We start from the raw sequence: 18292 nt of genomic DNA, 5'->3' as shown, positions 1-18292 counted from the left end.
TTCAGAAGGAAGACACCCCCATGGGCCGCGTCGCCTATGTCAACGGCCGGTATGTGCCGCACGGCCAGGCCAATGTCCACATCGAGGATCGCGGCTACCAGTTCGCCGACGGCGTCTATGAAGTGGTGCCGGTCATCGACGGCGTACTGATCGACGAGGAGTTGCATCTCGACCGCCTCGGCTATTCGCTGGGCGAGTTGCGGATCGCCTGGCCCGTGGCGCGACCGGTCCTCCGCCTGATCCTGCGCGAGATGCTGGCGCGCAACCACCTCGGGCGCGGCATCATCTACTTCCAGGTGACCAGGGGGGTGGCGCCGCGCGACCACAAATTTCCCGCCCGGACCAAGAGCAGCTTGGTCGTCACCACGAAGCGCCTTGCCCCGCCGGCGCCGGCATTGCTGGAGAACGGTGTCGCCGTCGCCTCGCAACCCGATATCCGCTGGCAGCGCTGCGATATCAAGTCGCTGTCCTTGCTGCCCAACATTCTTGCCAAGCAGGCAGCGCATGAATCCGGTGCCTTCGAAGCCTGGCTGGTCGATGCCAATGGCGTCGTGACCGAGGGCTCTTCGACCAATGCCTGGATCGTCACGCGCTCTGGGGAAATCGTTACCCACCCGACGGGCCGCGGAATCCTGGGCGGTGTCACGCGCCGTTCCCTGGTCCAGCTGGCCGAGGCCAGCGGCCTCGCGCTGGTCGAACGCGGCTTCACGCTGGTCGAGGCGCAGGCGGCGGCGGAGGCCTTCCTGACCTCGTCCTCGGCCTTCGTCCTGCCGGTGACGCGGATCGACGGCCAGCCGGTCGGAGACGGCCGTCCGGGTCCGGTGACGCGGCGCCTGCGCGAGATCTATCTGGCCAATGTCGCGGCACAGATCGGGGCGGCGCCGTGAAGCCCGGTACAAGCGAGCAACCGACGGCGCTGCTGTTCGACTGGGACAATACCCTGGTGGATTCATGGGGCGTCTTGCACGCCACCATGAACGTGACGCTCCGCGCCATGGGCCACGCGGAATGGTCGCGGGAAGAAGCCGAGCAGCGCATCCGGGCCTCGATGCGTGACAGCTTTCCCCGGCTATTCGGCCCACGCTGGCCGGAAGCCGAGAAGGTGTTCTACGACACCTATGAAAGCCAGCACATCAAGGCATTGCGGGCCTGCGCCGGGGCCGAGGACCTGCTCGCCTGGGCAGCCGGCAACGGCCTTTATCTGGGGGTTGTCAGCAACAAGCGTGGCGCCTATCTGCGGGCCGAGGCCAAGGCCCTCGGCTGGGAGCGCTATTTCGGCCGGCTGGCGGGGGCAGGCGATGCGGCGCGAGACAAGCCGGCGATCGAGCATGTCGAGGCGGCCCTGGTTCCCGGCACCGTCACCCTCGGGCGCCATGTCTGGTTCGTCGGCGATACCGACATCGACCTGGTCTGTGCCCGCAATGCGGGCTGCGTCGGCGTACTGGTGCGGGGCGAGGCGCCGGCGGTGGGAGAGTTCCCGGAGGCTGCGCCGGACCATTATTTTCCCAATCTCGAAGACCTGCGCGCGGCGCTGGCGGCGCGGCTCTGAAGCGGGAAGAAGGCCACCCGGGCCTTTGAAGATGGCCCTTCCGGGCCGGCCGGCGGGGCGATTTCCTTCCGTCGCGATCTGTGTTAACGAAAGGCGGGCAGGAGAGTTGCGCGGCGCCGCGGGCGGGCGCATGCTTGCCTGCTTGGGCGGCACCGCCCGACAACAAAAAATCGGCCCCAAAGGCATGGGCCCAACGAGAAAAGGATCGGACGATGGCGAACGAAAAATCACAAAGCGTCCAGGACGTCTTCCTCAACAACATCCGCAAGAACAAGATTCCGGTCACCATCTTCCTGGTCAACGGTGTGAAACTGCAGGGGATCGTGACTTGGTTCGACAACTTCTCGGTGCTGCTGCGCCGCGATTCCCACGTCCAGCTGGTTTATAAGCACGCCATCTCGACCATCATGCCGGGAACGCCCATCCAGTTGTTCGAGCCACAGAAAGAGGGCGAAGAGGGCTGAACTGCCCTACCTGCCCTGAAGGTCACATTTTGACGACGATCGATCAGGCCGACATCAATCAGGTTTCCGGCGCATCCGCCGATGGCGCCCATCTCGACATCGACGGCATCCGTCATGGCGACCGCGCCCTGGTGCTGCATCCCGCCTTCAAGAGCGGGCCGCGCGCGCAGTATGGCGGCGGGCGTACGCCGGAGACGCGCCTCGAGGAGGCCTGCGGGCTGGCCCGGGCGATCGACCTTAACGTCGTCGCCGGCGAGATCGTGCGCGTGGGCGAGCCGCGCCCCTCGACGCTCATCGGCATGGGCAATGTCGAGCGGCTGACCCAGATGATCGCCGAGAAGCAGGTCGGCCTGGTCGTGTTCGACGCGGCACTGACGCCGGTTCAGCAGCGCAACCTGGAGAAGGAGTGGAAGGTCAAGGTCATCGACCGGACCGGCCTGATCCTCGAGATCTTCGGCGAGCGCGCCCGCACCCGGGAAGGCCAGATGCAGGTCGAACTAGCGGCACTCTCCTACCAGCGCAGCCGACTGGTCCGCTCCTGGACCCATCTCGAGCGTCAGCGTGGCGGCTTCGGCTTCATCGGCGGTCCGGGCGAAAGCCAGATCGAAATGGACCGCCGCCTGATCGACGAGCGCATCGTGCGCATCAAGAAGGACCTCGAGGACGTAAAGCGCACCCGCGCGCTGCACCGGCAGGCCCGCCGGCGCGTGCCTTATCCGGTGGTGGCGCTGGTCGGTTATACCAATGCCGGCAAGTCGACCCTCTTCAATCGCCTGACCCGCGCCACGGTGATGGCGGCCGACCTGCTGTTCGCGACCCTCGATCCGACCATGCGGCGGGTGAAGCTGCCCTCGGGGCGCGAGGTGATCCTGTCGGATACGGTCGGCTTCATCTCCGACCTGCCGACGGAATTGGTTGCGGCGTTCCGCGCCACGCTGGAGGAGGTGCTGGAGGCGGACGTCCTGTTGCATGTGCGCGACGTTTCCCACCCCGAGACGGATGGGCAGAAGGCGGATGTCGAAGGCGTCCTTCAGGGCCTGGGCCTCGGCCACGAAGTCACCGACAACATGTTTGAAGTGCTGAACAAGGTCGACCTCCTGGCCCCGGAGATGCGCGCGGCGCTGCTGGCGCAGGCGGCCCGCGACCCGCGCCAGAAGCCGATCTCCGCCGTGACCGGCGAGGGGTTGGACGACCTGCTGGCGGCGATCGACCGGCGCCTCTCGGCGCAGCGCGTCGTCGAAACCTATCGCCTGGATCACGCCGATGGCGCGGCGATGGCCTGGCTGCATGCCCATGGCGAGGTGCTGGAGCGACGCGACACCGACGACTTTGCCGAACTGACCGTCCGGCTCTCGCCGGAGGACGTGCAGCGTTTTGCGCGGCAACGGGCGGCCAGGGATACGTGAGCCGGGGATTCAGGAAGAGGGACGGATCATGAGTGACGTGCCGGTGCCGACGCGCCAGGAGATAGTCGATCTGCTCCAGGCAGTGCTGGAGGGAAACAGCAGCCGGCTGGCCGCGGCGGAGTGGGCGGCCGAAGTGCAGGAAAACATCGAGAGCGAGGACCCGGAGGCGGTCGATCCGGAGATGTGGCACCTGCTGCGCCTCGCGGCATCGCTGGATGTGAAATCCGGCGAGGCCTATCTGCACAGCGACAACGATATCCGCGACTGGATCGAAGGCCGCAAGTGAGCAACGGATTGCTCGGCATTGACCCCGAGAGCGTCGCCCTGTTGCTGCGGGAAGTGGCGACGAGCGAGATCCTGCCGCGTTTCCGCAACCTCAAGGAGGGCGAAACGCGGCAGAAATCGCCGGGCGATTTCGTGACCATCGCCGATGAATCGGCCGAACTTGCCCTGACGCCGCGCCTGGAGGCGATGCTGCCGGGCTCGGTCGTGGTGGGCGAAGAGGCAACTGCCAAGAATCCCGAGATCATCAAGGCGCTGGCAGGCACGGCGCCGGTCTGGGTGGTCGATCCGATCGACGGGACCGGCAATTTCGCCGCCGGACGCGAAGGTTTCGTTTCCATGCTGGCCCTGATCCTGGCCGACGACATTCTGGCCAGTTGGATCCACCATCCAGTTAGCGGCGAGATGGCGATCGCATTGAAGGGGCAGGGTGTCGCCATTGACGGCCGCGCGGCGGTGCGCTTTCGGCAGCCGGCAGAACCCAAAGGCATCCTGGCCTATGGCCAGCGCGGCGCACCGGGCATCGCGCAGATGGTCGATCGCCGCCGCGACCAGGTAAACCAGGTGAAGAGCAGCCGGGCTGCCGGGATCGACTATGTGCGCATGGCCAAGGGCGAAATCGACTTCACCTTTTTCAGCGGCATCATGCCATGGGACCATGCGCCGGGTGCCCTAATCGTGCGCGAACTGGGCGGTCATATCGGCTATATCCGCCATGACGAGAGCTACCGTCCTAGCGAGGCACTGCAGGCGGCTGGCATCCTGTCTGCCGCCAGCCACGACACCTGGCGCGATATTCACCGGCGCCTGTTTCGTGACGAATGAGTGGTCGGCGAGGTCAGAGAAGGGCAATAGAGGAGACTGACGGATGAAGGTCGCATTCCTGGGCCTGGGCGTGATGGGATATCCCATGGCCGGGCACCTCAAGCGCGCCGGGCATGACGTCACGGTGTTCAACCGGTCGGCAGCAAAGGCGGAAAAATGGGTGGCGACCCATGGCGGTGCCGCAGCCCCGACGCCGAGGGCGGCGGCGGCAGGGGCCGAGATCGTCTTTGCCTGCGTCGGCAATGACGATGACCTGCGTTCGGTCGTCTATGGCGATGCGGGTGCCTTGGCCGGCATGTCCGGCGGGGCGATCCTGGTCGACCACACCACCGCCTCGGCCGAGGTGGCGCGGGAAATCGAGGCTGGCGCGCGACAGGCTGGGGTGGGCTTTCTCGATGCGCCGGTGTCCGGCGGCCAGGCAGGGGCCGAGAACGGCAAGCTGACAGTGATGGTGGGCGGCGAACCGGCGGTATTCGAACGCGCCAAGCCGGTGATCGATTGTTATGCCCGGGCTTGCGTTCTTATGGGGCCAGCCGGATCCGGGCAGCTGGCCAAGATGGTCAACCAGATCTGCATCGCCGGGCTGGTGCAGGCGCTGGCCGAGGGCATGCATTTCGCCCAGAAAGCCGGGCTCGACGGTGCCCGGCTCCTCGAGGTCATCTCCAAGGGGGCGGCGCAGTCCTGGCAGATGGAGAATCGCGGTCTCACCATGCTCGAGGGCAAGTTCGATTTCGGCTTTGCCGTCGACTGGATGCGCAAGGATCTTGGCATCTGCCTCGCGGAAGCCAAGCGCAACGGCGCGCAATTGCCGGTGACGGCCCTGGTCGACCAATTCTATGCCCGCATCCAGAGGCGTGGCGGAGGGCGCTGGGACACGTCCTCGCTCATGCAGCCGCTATCCGAACCCTGAGCGGCTTCGATTGCGTTTTTTCCCGCCTGCCGCCGGTTTTGTTTGAACCCCGGCAAAGTGCCCCCTATATGCTGTAGGTCCCGCTGCGGCGGGTGCTGGCTATAGGGGAAATCTCCCAAAGTGCCGTATGTGGCGGGCGCCTCGGGGCGGAATCCGCTGGATGCGCTATTTTGTGAACGATCCGATCCGAGGAATACGCCGACGATGACTTTGTCTCTGCTGAAATCCCTGCCCAAGGACGCCATTCCGGGCGTGGTCCTGGTCGGTTGCGCCATCGTTGCGCTGGTCATCGCCAATTCGCCGCTGGGGCCAAGCTATGAATATCTGCTGAAGACCAAGGGCGTCGTCGCATTCGGTGCCGGCAGCATCGAGATGCCGTTGGCCTATTGGATCAAGAACGCGCTGATGGCGATCTTCTTCTTCTTTGCCGGCATGGAATTGAAGCGCGAACTGCTCGAAGGCCAACTGGCCGATTTGCGTGCGGCGGCATTGCCCATCGCCGGAGCGCTCGGCGGCATGGCGGTTCCCGCCGCCATCTATCTTGGCATCGCCGGCACCGGCGAATTCGTCGCCGGCTGGGCCATTCCCTCGGCTACCGACATCGCCTTTGCCCTCGGCGTCCTGTCGCTGCTGGGCAGCCGGGTGCCGGCGCCGCTCAAGGCCTTCCTGCTGGCCGTGGCCGTGGTCGATGACCTCGGCGCCATCCTGATCGTTGCCTTTGTCTACACCAGCGGCCTCCAGGTCGAATGGCTCGGCTGGGCGGCAGGCTGGCTGGCCCTGCTGGTGGTGCTCAACCGATTCAAGGTGCGGAGCCTCGGCGCCTATGCGCTGCTGGCGGTTCCGCTCTGGGTCTCGATGCAGAATTCGGGTGTAAACCCGACCATCGCCGGTGTTCTCGCGGCCGCGGTCATTCCCCTGCGTGACAAGGAGGGCGGGTCGCCCCTGCATGATGCCGAGCACTTGCTGCGCCCCTGGGTGCTCTATGGCGTGATGCCGGTTTTCGCGGTCTCGGCAGCGGGGGTTTCTTTTGCTGCCGGAATCGTCGACGTCCTGGTTCATCCGGTTGCTCTTGGCGCCGGCCTCGGCCTTGCCCTCGGCAAGCCGGTCGGCATCACGCTGGCCACCATGCTTGCGGCGATGCTGCTGCGGACCCGGCCGCCGGGCAATGTCATGCAACTGGTGGGCCTCGGCCTCATCGCCGGTATCGGCTTTACCATGAGCCTGTTCATCGGCGCGCTGGCCTTCAGCGACCCGGCGCTGGCGGCCCCGGTGCGGGTCGGGGTCTATGGCGGCTCGATTGCGGCCGCGGTACTCGGCCTGATCATCCTCTCCATGTCGTTGAAGCGCCCCGGCCGGGCAGGGAAGGGACGCGATGAAACCCACCCTTTCATAGGCCCTGAGCCGGAATATGAAAAGGCCAAGGCGCCGAAATTCAAGTAAGCGCGGTATTCGCTTTCTTGGAGTTTACTTTAAGAAATCGACGTAATCATCTGAATATAAATAATTGATATAACTAAATATCGCAAAAATTGACATATGCATGCGTTATGCATATATTTGCCACTCGGCCTCATTTCGATTGGACTCCCATGACTTCGGACCTGTTCCTGCAGCATTTGCCATTCAACCTGCTCGGCGCACCCATCGATTCCGTGGGCGGGGCTGGCGGGACGGAATTCAGCCCCGGCGTGCTGCGGATGGCGGCTGACTGGGGCCATGTGGCCGAAACCGATCGCGGCGATATCGGGCAGCAGATCCGCAATCGGGAGCGTGACCAGGCCAGCGGCCTTATCGGCAGCCGCGACGTCGCCGAAGTGACCATCGAACTGCGCCGGTCCGTTGCCGCCATCCTGCATGACGGCCGGCGACCGATCCTGCTCGGCGGCTGCTGCACCCAGGTGGTGGGTGCCATGGCCGGGGTGCGCGATGCCTTCGGCCAAGCAGGCATTGCCTATCTCGACGGGCATCTCGACCTATATGACGGCGTGACCTCGCCCAAAGGTGAAGCCGCGGACATGCCGCTTGCCACCCTGTTGGGCAGGGGTCCGGAGGTCTGGATGGCGGCTGCCGGCGGTGCCAGTGTGCAGCCGGCGGATGTCGCCCTGATCGGGCCGCGGGACCTTGAGGATGCCGCCGGCATCGGCTCGCTGCTCCCGAGGGATTTTTCGCCGGCGCTGGCCTTCTGGCAGGTGGATGACGTGGTCCGTCAGGGCGCCGCTCATGTTGCGCAGCAAGCCTGCAGCAAATTCGCCGGGCAGGGGATCCCGTTTTGGCTCGCGATCGATGTCGATGTACTTGACCCTGCAACATTTTCTGCAACCGACTACCTGCAGCAGGGCGGCTTGTCCTGGGCCGATTTCACGATGCTGGTGAAGGGACTTGCCGCTTCTCCCGGCCTGATCGGCCTGTCGGTCGCCTGCTACAATCCGGAAAAGGACCACGACCACGCGGCGGGGCGGCGCCTGGCTACCCTGCTGGTGGATGCCCTGCAAGGAGCTGCCACATGACCAGGGCGGATAACCGCACCGCCAATCTTCTGGGTGCATTCGCCCTCGTCACCATGGACGGCATCCGCTCGGAGCTCGGCGATCTGACCGCGATCGGGGAAAGCGACTGGGCGGCCCTTATCGTGCTCGGCCAATCACCGGGCATCACGGTGGATCGCCTGGCCCGCATCGTCCATTTGTCCCAGCCCGGCGCCGTGCGCTTGGTGGATCGCCTGGCTGAGGAAGGCTGGGTCGAGCGCAAGCTGGGTAATGACCGGCGCGCCCGCCCCCTGCAATTGACCGCCGCCGGCGAACGCATGGTGCGCGCCATGTTGCTGGGCCGCGAGCGGGTCCTGGCAGGGGCTCTAAGCGCCCTCGACGCCGAAGAACGAGCGACCCTGTCGGAGCTTCTCGATAAGATGCTGCGCGCAGCGGCGCGGGAAAGGGACGAAGTCTCCACCGACAGCGCCTGCCGCCTGTGCGACGAGCGGGCCTGCCCGCAGGATCGTTGCCCGCTGACGCCGGGTTGCGGTGTGGTTGCATGAGAGCCGGTTTGCATGAAACCGGGTTCAGCTCTCCCTTGCTTCGGCGCGTTTGACGGCATTCCAGGCTTCTTCCATGCGGTCGAGGCCGGCGTTTGCCGGGTCCAGGTTTTCGGCGCGCAGGCGCTCTTCGACTTGGCGAAAACGGCGCTCGAATTTGGCATTGGCGCGGCGCAGGGCGCCCTCCGCATCGATCTCCAGATGGCGCGCCAGATTGGTGACGGCGAAGAGCAGATCGCCCAATTCCTCATCCAGCTTGCCCCGGTCGCCGCTGCCGAGTTCGGCACGGACTTCCGCCAATTCCTCCTCGATCTTGGCGACCACTTCACCGGCATGGCGCCAGTCGAAGCCGATACGGGCGGCGCGTTTCTGAAGTTTGTCGGCGCGGGTCAGGGCGGGCAGGCCGCCGATCACGCCGTCAAGGGCCGAGGGCGGGCGACCCTCGGCTGCGGCCTGTTTCGCCCGTTCGGCCGCCTTGTGGTTTTCCCAGGCCAGGGTCTGGGCCGAAGCAGTATTGATCTCGACGCTGGAAAACACATGAGGATGCCGCTCTATCATCTTGATATTGATGGATTTAAGAACATCCACCATCGAAAAATGACCGGCCTCGCGCGCCATCTGGGCATAGAATACGACCTGGAACATGAAATCCCCCAGCTCGCCGACCAGCGCTGCCATGTCATCCTTTTCGATGGCATCGGCGACCTCATAGGCTTCCTCGATCGTGTGCTGGACGATGGAACGGAAATCCTGCTCGAGATCCCAGGGACAGCCGGATTTCGGATCGCGCAGCCGTGCCATGATCGCCAACAGGCGGTCGAGTTCGCGGGCGGAGTCGGAAATGGCGGGGGTCGTCTCTGGCATGGTCGGGTTCTCTTCGGGGCAAGGCGGGGCACTATAGCCAAAACGGATCGACCTATCGACAAATGGCATTTGTGGCGGCGGCCCCGTGGCTTAGCCTCAAGCCATGACGCCCATGGACAGGCAGGTTCCCGAAATCGACATCGCGCCCCTGTTCGGGGCCGGTGGGGCCGGGCGCGACCAGGTGGATTCCGCCATCTGCGCCGCCGCCAGGGATATCGGGTTCATGCTGATCCGGGGATTTCCGCCGGTCCCGGCCAATGTGGCCCTGCTGCGGCTGTTCGAGTTGGCTCCGACCGAACGCGCCAAGCTGTGGCGCGCCAAGTTCCGGCCGGGCCAGCCCAACCAGTATCGGGGCTGGTTTCCGCTGCAGAACGGCCTGCCAACCTACAAGGAGGGCATGGATCTGGGGCCGGATATCGCGCACGGACCGTCGCGGATTGATCCCGGCGACCCACTTTGCGAAGCCACGCCGCTGCCGCCGGAGGAACTCCTGCCCGGCTGGCGCGCCGATATGGCCCGCTATTATCTGGCCATGGAGCAGGTCGGCGAGGCTCTGCTGCGGTCGCTGGCGCGTAGCCTCGGCCTGCCGGAAGCCGTCTTTGCCGAAGCCTTTGCCGGCGGCATCTCGACCCTCCGGCTGCTGCATTATCCCGTCAGGCCGCCTGAAAGCTTTGATGGTGCGAAAGCCGGCGATATCAGGGTCGAACATCTGGGGCGACTGGTTGACCTGGCCGGTGCCGCCCATGTCGATTCCGGCTTCGTGACCCTGCTGGCCCAGGATGGCGTGCCGGGATTGCAGGCGCAGGCACGCGACGGCTCATGGATCGACGTGCCGCCGGTCGGCGGCACCCTGGCGGTCAATTTCGGCAAGCTGCTGGAGCGCTGGACCGGCGGCCGCATCCGGGCCACGCGGCACCGGGTGATTGCCCATAGAGGGCGCAGCCGCCATTCGATCCCGTACTTCTATGAGCCCCGGGTGGATGCCGAGATCACGCCAGTTCCCGGGATGGGGGAGGCATTTGCACCGTTCCGTTATGGTGACCATCTCTGGGCGGCGATGTGCAAATTCGTCGAATTCCAAGGTCTCGATCATCTGCGGCAACCCCGATGGAAAGCGGCAGGCTGGCCAGAATGAATCGATTGGCTAACAGAATTCTGCGGTTTTCTGCGTGGCTTGCGCTGGTCGGTGTCGAATCCGCCTCGGCTGACAACTGGCGGCCCCCGCCTGGGGCCACAATCCAGATTCAATATACCGGCGCCACGATCGAAACCGGGGTGGTCGCCGACATTTACAATCTCGATCTCTTCGAGACACCTCCGGAACTCATCGCGGCTCTCCACGCACAGGGACGCCGGGTGATCTGCTATCTGAGCGTCGGCACCCTGGAGGACTGGCGCCCGGACGTGGCGGCATTCCTGCCAGACGTGGTGGGTGACGCCTATCCCGGCTGGCCGGGGGAACGCTGGCTGGACCTACGCGCCATCGACCGGCTGGTGCCAGCCATGACTGGGCGACTTGACCTTGCCAAGGCCAAGCGCTGCGACGGGATCGATCCCGACAATCTCGACGGCTACGAGACGGCGACCGGCTTTCCACTCAGCAGCGCCGACACGGTTGCCTTCATGCGCTGGCTTTCCGGCGCAGCACGGGGGCGGGGGCTCGGCATCGGCCTGAAGAACGGCGCCGATCTGTGGCCGGATCTGGCCGATGCGGTGGACTGGGTGCTGATCGAGGATTGCGCCGCGCAGGGCTGGTGCGGCGTGATGAAACAGGCGCGGGCGGCTGGTCTCGCGGTTTTCCAGGTCGAGTACACCGATGCCGGGCTGGACTGGCAGGACGTGTGTCGGAAAGCCGCCGAAATGGGTTTCAGCGCGATCCTCAAGAACCGGAAGCTGGATTCTTACCGGGTCGGCTGTCGCGAATGAAAGCAGAGCCGGCCGGCTTTCTGGCGCCGCGCTGAACCGCGGATAGGCGGGAAAAACCCAACACATGGGCACATTCCCATATAAGTAAGTCGCATAATATATATTATGGAAAATATACTATCAGCGGTAGCCGGGCGATTGTGCCGCAGTGGCATTCGTCCGGAAATGATAGCAGTATTGCGCCCAAGCAATGATCCGCATTCGCATGACCGCGCGCCGCCATCCAATCATTTCCCTGATCCTCGCTCTGGCCATTGGCCCGGTCATGCTCCTGGGCCTGGCGACGATGCGCGCCACCTTGGCCGAGGATTTGCCGGTCTATCAGAGCCGCGAGGAACTGGGTGCCGCCCTGTTCGCCGACGTCAACCTGTCGCGCAACCGGACCCAGGCCTGCGCCACCTGCCACAGCCCCGAATTTGCCTTCACCGACCCGCGCGAAACGGAACTGGGCCGCGATGTTTCGCTGGGCGATGACGGCATGTCGCTGGGGACCCGGAATGGCCCCTCGGCCGCCTATGCCGCCATGGCGCCCGCCTTCGGCCGCAATGCCAAGGGTCGCTATCACGGCGGATTGTTCCTCGACGGCCGGGCCGCCGATCTCGCCGCCCAGGCGGCCGGGCCGCCCTTGAACCCGCTCGAGATGGGCATGGCCAGCGAAGCCGAAGTGACAACGCGGCTGAGGGAGAACCCGGCCTATGTGCAAGCCTTCACCCGCCTGTTCGGCCCCGAAGTGCTGGACAGCGACCGGGACGCCTTCCGCGCCATGACCGAAAGCATCGCCGCCTTCGAACGGACCGAGGATTTCCGGCCATTCGATTCCAGATATGACCGCTTCCTGCGCGGCGAGGTCCAGTTGACCGACGAGGAGGAACTGGGCCGCCTCCTCTTCTTCTCCAACCAGTTCACCAACTGCCATCTCTGCCACCAGTTGCGCATGCTGGGTGGTGCCGAACTTGAGCCGTTTTCGAATTTCGAGTTCCACAATATTGGCGTTCCGGCCAATCCCGCTTTCGCGGGATCCGGCCGCAAGGTGACGGTCGATCGCGGCCTCGCCGAGAACCCCATGGTCGATCCGGCGGACCGGGACAAGGTTGCCGGCCAGTTCAAGGTGCCGAGCCTGCGCAATGTCGCCGTGACCGGCCCCTACATGCATAACGGCGTCTTCAAGGATTTGCGCACGGTGATCCTGTTCTATGACAAGTACAACAATTCGGCGCCGCGCCGTCAGGTGAACCCGGAGACCGGCCGGCCCTGGGACGCGCCGGAAGTGCCGGAGAATTTGTCGCTGAAGGAACTCGAGACCGGCCCCGCCCTCGACGACCAGCGCATCAATGCCCTGGTTGCCTTCCTGCGCACGCTGACCGATCGCCGCTATGAACACCTTCTGGCCGAATAGCGCCTTTTGACTTATGCCCGGCCGGCGGCGATGATCCGCCGCGCAAACGGGGGAGTTGGGGCGACAAATGCGGTTTTATATCCGACCATTCGAGCCGGGGGATGCGGACTGGGTGCTGGCCGCCGAGGCCGCCTTGCAGGCGCATGAGATCGCGATCTTCGACAAGCGCCTCGCGCTGACCCTACTGCCGCCCGAATCCTCCACCGCCGCCTATCTGGACATGTTGTGGCCGATGCTGGCCGAAAACCACGGGGCGATGCTGATCGGCTGCGACGAAGGCGGCCGCCGCCTCGGCCTCGTGGCGGGCCATGTGGTCGACGAGCCCTTCCCCACCGAGACGCCGGACTGCACCCGCTATGGCTATGTCAGCGACATCTACATCATGCCGGAAGCACGCGGCAGCGGCCTCGCCGGCCAACTCCTCGATGCGATCGCAGCACATCTCCATGCCGCTGACCCGACCCTGACGCGCCTCCGGATCAATGTTCTGGCGGCGAACGCGATCGCCCGCGCCGCCTATGAAAAAGCGGGCTTCGTGCCCTATGAGATCATGTACGAGCGCAAGCTGGGATGAGTGTCGTGACCGAAGCGAATACCGAGCCGAAACAGATCCATGGCGAGAGTTTTGCCCTCAACCGTGCCCGCTGGGACGAGGTGGTGGCGATCCATGTCGCCTCGCCCTTCTATCGCGTGAAGGAATTCCTGGCCGGCGCGGACATCCTGCTGCCGATTGAAAGGCGCGAGATCGGCGATCTCGGCGGCAAGTCACTCATCCACCTGCAATGCCATTTCGGCCTCGATACCCTGGCGCTGGCGCGGCGCGGCGCAAATGTAACCGGTCTCGACTTCTCGACGAAGGCCATCGCCGCCGCGCGCGACCTCGCGCGCGAGGCCGGGATCGACGCCCGTTTTGTCGAAGGCAATGTCTATGACGCCCCTGCCCTCGTCACCGAGCGCTTTGACGTCGCCTATGTCAGCTGGGGTGCCATCAACTGGCTGCCGGACATCAGGGGATGGGCGCGCGTGGTGGCGGCCATGCTGAAACCGGGTGGCGAGCTTTACCTGCTGGAGGGGCATCCCTTCGCCCTCACCCTCGACCAGTTGGGCAGCGAGACGATCGCGGCCGACGGCGCCATCGGCCAGTCGGATCCGGCGGCTGCCCTGCGCCCGGCCTTCCCCTATTTCCGCGAAACCGGCCGCCCACTCGTCTTCGAGATGGAGCAAACCTATACCGGCGACGGGCCGAAGCTGGTCCATACCCGCACCCATGAATTCGTCCACGGCATCGGCGATATCCTGGGCGCGCTTCTCGAGGCCGGCCTCACCCTCACCATGTTCCGCGAACACGATGCCTGCGCCTGGGCTATGTGGCCGCTGCTGGTTGAAGGCGAGGACCGCATGTTCCGTCTGCCCGCGGGGGCGCCGTCTTTGCCGCTGAGCTTCTCGCTGCGCGCAAGGCTGGACTGAGGCGCAAGTCGCAGCCTCAACCTCAACCCTTCCCGGGCAATTCAATCAACGCTGCAGACGCGACCGTTCTCGATCAGGCATAAGGCATTGGCGCTTATGATTTCCTCGGCTGTTTCAGTTGGCTGAGGCGAGGCAAAGGAAGGAAGGTAGAGCAGCGCCAGCGCATGCATGTCGTTGAAAGGCGGCCTGTCGGTGCGGGGACCGAAAACGCTATCTTTATCAGCAGATCGTGACTTGCCCCAATCCTTCATCAAGCCGAGGGCCGCCATCAATTGACGATTGACGCAGCGGAACATGAGGCCGTGATGGTTGAGCCTGTTACCGCTCGTTCCGAAAGGCGCAAACACCTGCTCCTTGTCTATCGTCAGAACGGCCTTGACAATTCTGCCGATCGTCGGATCGTAGCCAACTGTGGCACCGCAACCCGGCCCAAACGCATCAGCGCCTTCAATCCAGGTCAGATCTGCCGTCCTGAGCTTTGCGACCTGCGAAGATAGTGCGTGTGCGTGAGCAGCAGTGTTCGCGCTCAAGAGGAAAACAATATCTGCGTCGTCAACATGGTTCCCCTCGGCGATCTGGTGCGACTTGATCTGGATCGTTTTGATCTCAATGGTGTCCTCGATCGCACCGCGCAGCAGGCCGCCGGCTGACTCCGCCATGAGAATGTCTGGATCGTCAGTTGGACTGAGGTAAACCGCCTGCAGATTGGTCTTGCTCCAACGCAAGTAGTAACTGGGCGCCCCTACCGCGTCGTTTTCCGGTGACGGCAGGGTTACGACCACATCGGAAAAGTGCCGTAGCAGCGCATCCGCCAACGCATTCTCTTCCGCTTGCGCTGGGGCAGCTATGGCAGTCAATTGACCGATCGATAGCAGACCGAAAAGAAGGGACCAGTGGCAAAGCGCCATTTATTGCCCTTCCCCGCCCTTTTCAGAGAACGGCACGATGGTCTCGACGATGGGATCGAAGGTTTCCTCCCAATCCTCGATGCCGATGCACTGGCGCACGCGGCCATTGAGCTTGAGCGGGAACATGGCGAAACGGACACCGAGCTGGTCGCCCGCCTTGGTCGGCCAAAGATAGGAGCTGAAACTGGGCTGGCCGGTCTCCCAGCACTTTCGATAGTGGTCGAGGATATGCTGCCCGCCGCCGGTGGGATCAGCCCGGACGATGTCGTCGAGATAGCGTCCGGTCAGGTTGAAGCCGTTCATCTCGTCGACCTTGGAGCCCGACAGCCGGTAGCGCACGCGGAAAGGCTGGTCCTCGAAATCAACGATACAAATATATGGCAAGAGCGGCTTGACCGCGCCGGGATCGAATTGCGCGCGTTCCGGCGTGGCACCGCCTGCGAGGCCGAGCCAATACGCGTGCAATTGCTCGATGAGTGAGGGCGGGGTTTCGGGAAGATCGGGCGTTTCGCTTGTCACCTGGAACAGCCTGAGGACGCACTTGGGAGGAAATTCAGGGTGCAGTGGAATGCGCCTGTCAGCAAGCGGATTCTCTGGCCGGTGCCGGCGCAGCGCGGCGATGCGATCGAATGGTGAGATCCAGCAGGGTTGACTGCACGCGCGGCTGGAAGGCGCCGTAATCCTCGATGGCGAGGAACTGCCGCACTTCAGGAACCTGGCCGCTGCCGTCCTTGCCGGCGGCGAAATGGCTGAGCGGGAAGATCCCAAAATCGTACCGGAACGGATCACCGCCCAGCGTGCTGACCATGGCGGTGCCGTATACAGGTTGCCGGTGGTCGAAGGCGCGGCGGTAATTCGCCATCCAATCCTCGCCCGGGATCCCGCCCAGCATCGCATCGAGGTGGCGCCAGGTGAAATCGAACCCCACCACATAGACCACCGCCGTGCCGACGAGGCGATAGCGAATCCGGAAAGGATCGCGGCTGCAATCCGAGATCAGCAGGAAAGGCAGATACGCCTTCCACTGGGCTGGATCGAAATCGTCCCGATCCGGCAGGTCGCCAGCGCGACGTTGGCCGTGCCACCAACGATTGAGGTCGTGCACCTTCGGCGAATCCAATTCGCCTATCGCCAGGAGTGCCATCCGTCCACCTCGATACCCGGCCCCAGTCGGCCGGGCTGCATCCCAAGGATGCCGCGACGGTAACATGCGGTCCGCCCGCGAAAAAGCTCACTTCGCCCGCGAATATCAATCCATGATTGTAGCGCACACCATGATCCAGGCGCCGACCGGAAGTCGATTTCCCACAATAGAGCAGTTCTCGGTGTGATATTGTCGACATGCGTTCATTCGTGAACGACAATTTGCCGATCTGACTTGCTGGGCAAGGTGGCAGGAATGGATATTGCCAACACCGACGCCGACGGAAGCAGAAGCCGCCCCAAGCCGAGGTCACAGCGCGGCCACTGGAGCCTGCGGACGCAACTAGCCGTCGGCGCGGCGATCCTCTCAGTGCTGGCCACCCTCACCCTGTCCCTGGTGATCGGTGCCGTCACCCTGGATCGCATGCGGGGCGATGCCGGCAATGCGGCGCGGGCGCTCGCCCAGAAGATGGCGGCCCTGCTGAGCCGGGACATGGCCGAGCGGTTCGGCGACATCCAGGTTCTCGGCAGCCTCTCGCTGATGAGCGACCCGGCGACGCCGTCGGCCGAGAAACGGCGCCTGCTCGACCAGTTGCAGGAAACCTTTCCGGATTTCGCCTGGATCGGCATCGCAGATGATGGCGGCAAGGTGACGGTGAGCACGGGCGGCATCCTGGAAGGGGCCGATGTCAGCCAGCGCCCCTGGTTCATCGACGGCCGCTGGGGCCCGACGGTGAAGGATGTGCATGACGCCGTCCTGCTGGCGAAACTGCTGCCGGCGGCGCCGGACGGACAGCCGCTGCGCTTTGTCGACGTGGCCACCCCGCTGCACAATGCCGCCGGACGGGTGGGCGTGCTCGGTGCCCATCTCAGCTGGCACTGGGCGACCGAGCTCAGGGATTCCCTGCTGCAGACCATGTCGGCCGATGACGCGATCGAGATCCTGGTCCTGGCGAAGGACGGCACGGTGCTGCTGGGGCCCGAGGCGGAACTGGGCAACAAACCGGACCTTGCCAGCATCGCCGCCGCCCGCGACGGCGCTACCGGCCACGATGTGGAGAGATGGCCGGATGGTGCCCAATACCTTGTCGGCTATACCGCCAGTACGGGCTATCGCCTTTATCCAGGCCTCGGCTGGATCGTCCTGGTGCGGCAGCCCGTCAAGATCGCGTTTGCATCGGCAAACGAGGTCGAGCGGAACCTGATTGTCGGGGGCATCTTCGTGACGCTGTTGCTGGCCCTCGGCGGCTGGCTCCTGGCGCGCCACGTTACCCGCCCCATCCTTGCCATCGCCGGCGCAGCCGACCGACTTGCCGGTGGCGCCGATGCCGCCCGTCCCGCCAAGGAGTTGATTGAATCACTTCCCGACGTGAAGGGAAGCCGGGAGGTCATCGTCCTGCAGCATTCCCTGCACCACCTGCTCGACCAGCTGCGGCAACGCGAGCGCGCGCTGGTCACCCTCAACCGGTCGCTGGAGATGCGGGTCGCCGAGCGCACCGAAAGCCTCACCACTGCCAATGGCGAATTGCAGCGCGAGATCGCCCTGCGTGCCGATCTCGAACGCGAGCGCGAGCGCCTGATCGCCGAGCTGCGTTCGCTGGCGGAGACGGATTCCCTTACCGGGCTGAGCAATCGGCGCGCCTTCGTGGAACTGGCCCAGCGCGAGTTGCGCCGCATGCAGCGGCGCGGTGGCGCAATGACCCTGCTGATGATCGACATAGACTATTTCAAGCGGGTTAACGACACCCATGGGCATCCGGCCGGCGACGCGGTGCTGCGCGAGGTGGCCGGGCTGGTGCGCGGCAGCCTGCGCGATGTGGATATTTCGGCCCGTCTGGGCGGCGAGGAGTTCGGCGTCCTGCTGGCGGATGGCGACCCGGCGCAGGTCCCGGACCTGGCGGAACGCCTCCGCCACGTCATTGCGACGCATGACATGCACCTGCCGGATGGCTCGTCGCTGCGTGTGACGGCAAGTTTCGGCGTGGCGGTTGCAACCGGCGCCGAACTGACGGAAACGTCGCTGGAGCGGCTAATGGCGGCGGCGGACCGCGCGCTCTATCGCGCCAAGGGCGAAGGCCGCAACCGCGTCGTCATGGCTGGCCCGGAGGACTTTGCCTGAGGCCC

20 protein-coding genes are annotated in these 18292 nt (G+C 64.7%); 16 read left to right on the top strand and 4 right to left on the bottom strand.

The genetic code is table 11. The features are described from left to right. The first annotated feature begins 20 nt into the window (after positions 1 to 20). The 10 genes from A8950_RS12820 to A8950_RS12780 all read left to right on the top strand — a co-directional run bounded on the left by A8950_RS12820 (position 21) and on the right by A8950_RS12780 (position 8467). On the top strand, positions 21 to 887 hold the full coding sequence (locus tag A8950_RS12820) for a D-amino-acid transaminase (protein ID WP_133614077.1): 867 nt from the start codon (positions 21 to 23) through the stop codon (positions 885 to 887). Next, complete coding sequence (locus A8950_RS12815; RefSeq protein WP_133614076.1) at positions 884 to 1549, top strand: HAD family hydrolase; 666 nt, start codon at positions 884 to 886, stop codon at positions 1547 to 1549. The genes A8950_RS12820 and A8950_RS12815 overlap by 4 nt, the downstream gene beginning before the upstream one ends. A 212-nt stretch (positions 1550 to 1761) precedes the next feature. Continuing rightward, a complete protein-coding gene (gene hfq / locus A8950_RS12810) occupies positions 1762 to 2013 on the top strand; it encodes an RNA chaperone Hfq (protein WP_133614075.1) in 252 nt (83 codons plus the stop codon). A 131-nt stretch (positions 2014 to 2144) separates the two neighbouring features. Beyond that, on the top strand, positions 2145 to 3419 hold the full coding sequence (gene hflX, locus A8950_RS12805; protein ID WP_407644237.1) for a GTPase HflX: 1275 nt from the start codon (positions 2145 to 2147) through the stop codon (positions 3417 to 3419). A 28-nt stretch (positions 3420 to 3447) separates the two neighbouring features. Further along, positions 3448 to 3705, top strand: coding sequence for a hypothetical protein (locus A8950_RS19490; RefSeq protein ID WP_166645156.1), 258 nt, complete (start codon positions 3448 to 3450; stop codon positions 3703 to 3705). Further along, complete coding sequence (locus A8950_RS12800; RefSeq protein ID WP_166645155.1) at positions 3702 to 4526, top strand: inositol monophosphatase family protein; 825 nt, start codon at positions 3702 to 3704, stop codon at positions 4524 to 4526. Before A8950_RS19490 ends, A8950_RS12800 begins: the two co-directional genes overlap by 4 nt. Before the next feature lie 43 nt (positions 4527 to 4569). Further along, positions 4570 to 5436 (top strand): NAD(P)-dependent oxidoreductase, encoded by an 867-nt coding sequence (locus A8950_RS12795; protein ID WP_133614073.1) that lies wholly within the window; start codon positions 4570 to 4572, stop codon positions 5434 to 5436. 204 nt (positions 5437 to 5640) lie between these two features. After that, the gene (nhaA, locus tag A8950_RS12790) at positions 5641 to 6876 is read left to right on the top strand and encodes a Na+/H+ antiporter NhaA (RefSeq protein ID WP_133614072.1); all 1236 of its coding nucleotides are present in this window, start codon (positions 5641 to 5643) and stop codon (positions 6874 to 6876) included. A gap of 149 nt (positions 6877 to 7025) precedes the next feature. Further along, positions 7026 to 7943: an arginase family protein gene (locus A8950_RS12785; protein WP_166645154.1), complete on the top strand. Its 918-nt coding sequence runs from the start codon at positions 7026 to 7028 to the stop codon at positions 7941 to 7943. Beyond that, positions 7940 to 8467: a MarR family winged helix-turn-helix transcriptional regulator gene (locus tag A8950_RS12780; RefSeq protein WP_133614070.1), complete on the top strand. Its 528-nt coding sequence runs from the start codon at positions 7940 to 7942 to the stop codon at positions 8465 to 8467. The genes A8950_RS12785 and A8950_RS12780 overlap by 4 nt, the downstream gene beginning before the upstream one ends. A gap of 24 nt (positions 8468 to 8491) precedes the next feature. Here the strand turns inward: A8950_RS12780 and mazG are convergent, their stop codons facing one another. Beyond that, positions 8492 to 9328 (bottom strand): nucleoside triphosphate pyrophosphohydrolase, encoded by an 837-nt coding sequence (mazG, locus tag A8950_RS12775; protein WP_133614069.1) that lies wholly within the window; start codon positions 9326 to 9328, stop codon positions 8492 to 8494. A gap of 112 nt (positions 9329 to 9440) precedes the next feature. Here mazG and A8950_RS12770 point away from each other — a divergent pair, with 112 nt between their 5' ends. The 5 genes from A8950_RS12770 to A8950_RS12750 all read left to right on the top strand — a co-directional run bounded on the left by A8950_RS12770 (position 9441) and on the right by A8950_RS12750 (position 14117). Continuing rightward, complete coding sequence (locus A8950_RS12770; protein WP_133614068.1) at positions 9441 to 10463, top strand: isopenicillin N synthase family dioxygenase; 1023 nt, start codon at positions 9441 to 9443, stop codon at positions 10461 to 10463. Further along, positions 10436 to 11254, top strand: coding sequence for an endo alpha-1,4 polygalactosaminidase (locus A8950_RS12765; protein ID WP_133614067.1), 819 nt, complete (start codon positions 10436 to 10438; stop codon positions 11252 to 11254). Before A8950_RS12770 ends, A8950_RS12765 begins: the two co-directional genes overlap by 28 nt. A 205-nt stretch (positions 11255 to 11459) precedes the next feature. After that, complete coding sequence (locus A8950_RS12760) at positions 11460 to 12650, top strand: cytochrome-c peroxidase (RefSeq protein WP_133614066.1); 1191 nt, start codon at positions 11460 to 11462, stop codon at positions 12648 to 12650. A 67-nt stretch (positions 12651 to 12717) separates the two neighbouring features. Next, a complete protein-coding gene (locus A8950_RS12755) occupies positions 12718 to 13224 on the top strand; it encodes a GNAT family N-acetyltransferase (protein ID WP_133614065.1) in 507 nt (168 codons plus the stop codon). A 5-nt stretch (positions 13225 to 13229) separates the two neighbouring features. Continuing rightward, complete coding sequence (locus A8950_RS12750) at positions 13230 to 14117, top strand: class I SAM-dependent methyltransferase (protein ID WP_208109850.1); 888 nt, start codon at positions 13230 to 13232, stop codon at positions 14115 to 14117. Positions 14118 to 14158: 41 nt separating this feature from the next. Here the strand turns inward: A8950_RS12750 and A8950_RS12745 are convergent, their stop codons facing one another. The 3 genes from A8950_RS12745 to A8950_RS12735 are packed head-to-tail and all read right to left on the bottom strand — an operon-like array spanning position 14159 to position 16169. Beyond that, positions 14159 to 15025 carry a hypothetical protein gene (locus A8950_RS12745; protein ID WP_133614064.1) on the bottom strand — a complete coding sequence of 289 codons (867 nt, stop codon included), beginning with the start codon at positions 15023 to 15025 and terminating at the stop codon, positions 14159 to 14161. Next, on the bottom strand, positions 15026 to 15544 hold the full coding sequence (locus tag A8950_RS19485; RefSeq protein ID WP_166645152.1) for a PAS domain-containing protein: 519 nt from the start codon (positions 15542 to 15544) through the stop codon (positions 15026 to 15028). A 58-nt stretch (positions 15545 to 15602) separates the two neighbouring features. Further along, on the bottom strand, positions 15603 to 16169 hold the full coding sequence (locus A8950_RS12735; RefSeq protein WP_166645151.1) for a PAS domain-containing protein: 567 nt from the start codon (positions 16167 to 16169) through the stop codon (positions 15603 to 15605). A gap of 255 nt (positions 16170 to 16424) precedes the next feature. Between A8950_RS12735 and A8950_RS12730 the strand changes: the two genes are divergently transcribed. Beyond that, positions 16425 to 18287 carry a sensor domain-containing diguanylate cyclase gene (locus A8950_RS12730; RefSeq protein WP_133614061.1) on the top strand — a complete coding sequence of 621 codons (1863 nt, stop codon included), beginning with the start codon at positions 16425 to 16427 and terminating at the stop codon, positions 18285 to 18287. Positions 18288 to 18292 lie beyond the last annotated feature (5 nt).

This window comes from Dongia mobilis, assembly GCF_004363235.1.
GTDB lineage: Bacteria > Pseudomonadota > Alphaproteobacteria > Dongiales > Dongiaceae > Dongia > Dongia mobilis.
This window is presented reverse-complemented; position numbering and strand designations above follow the sequence as displayed.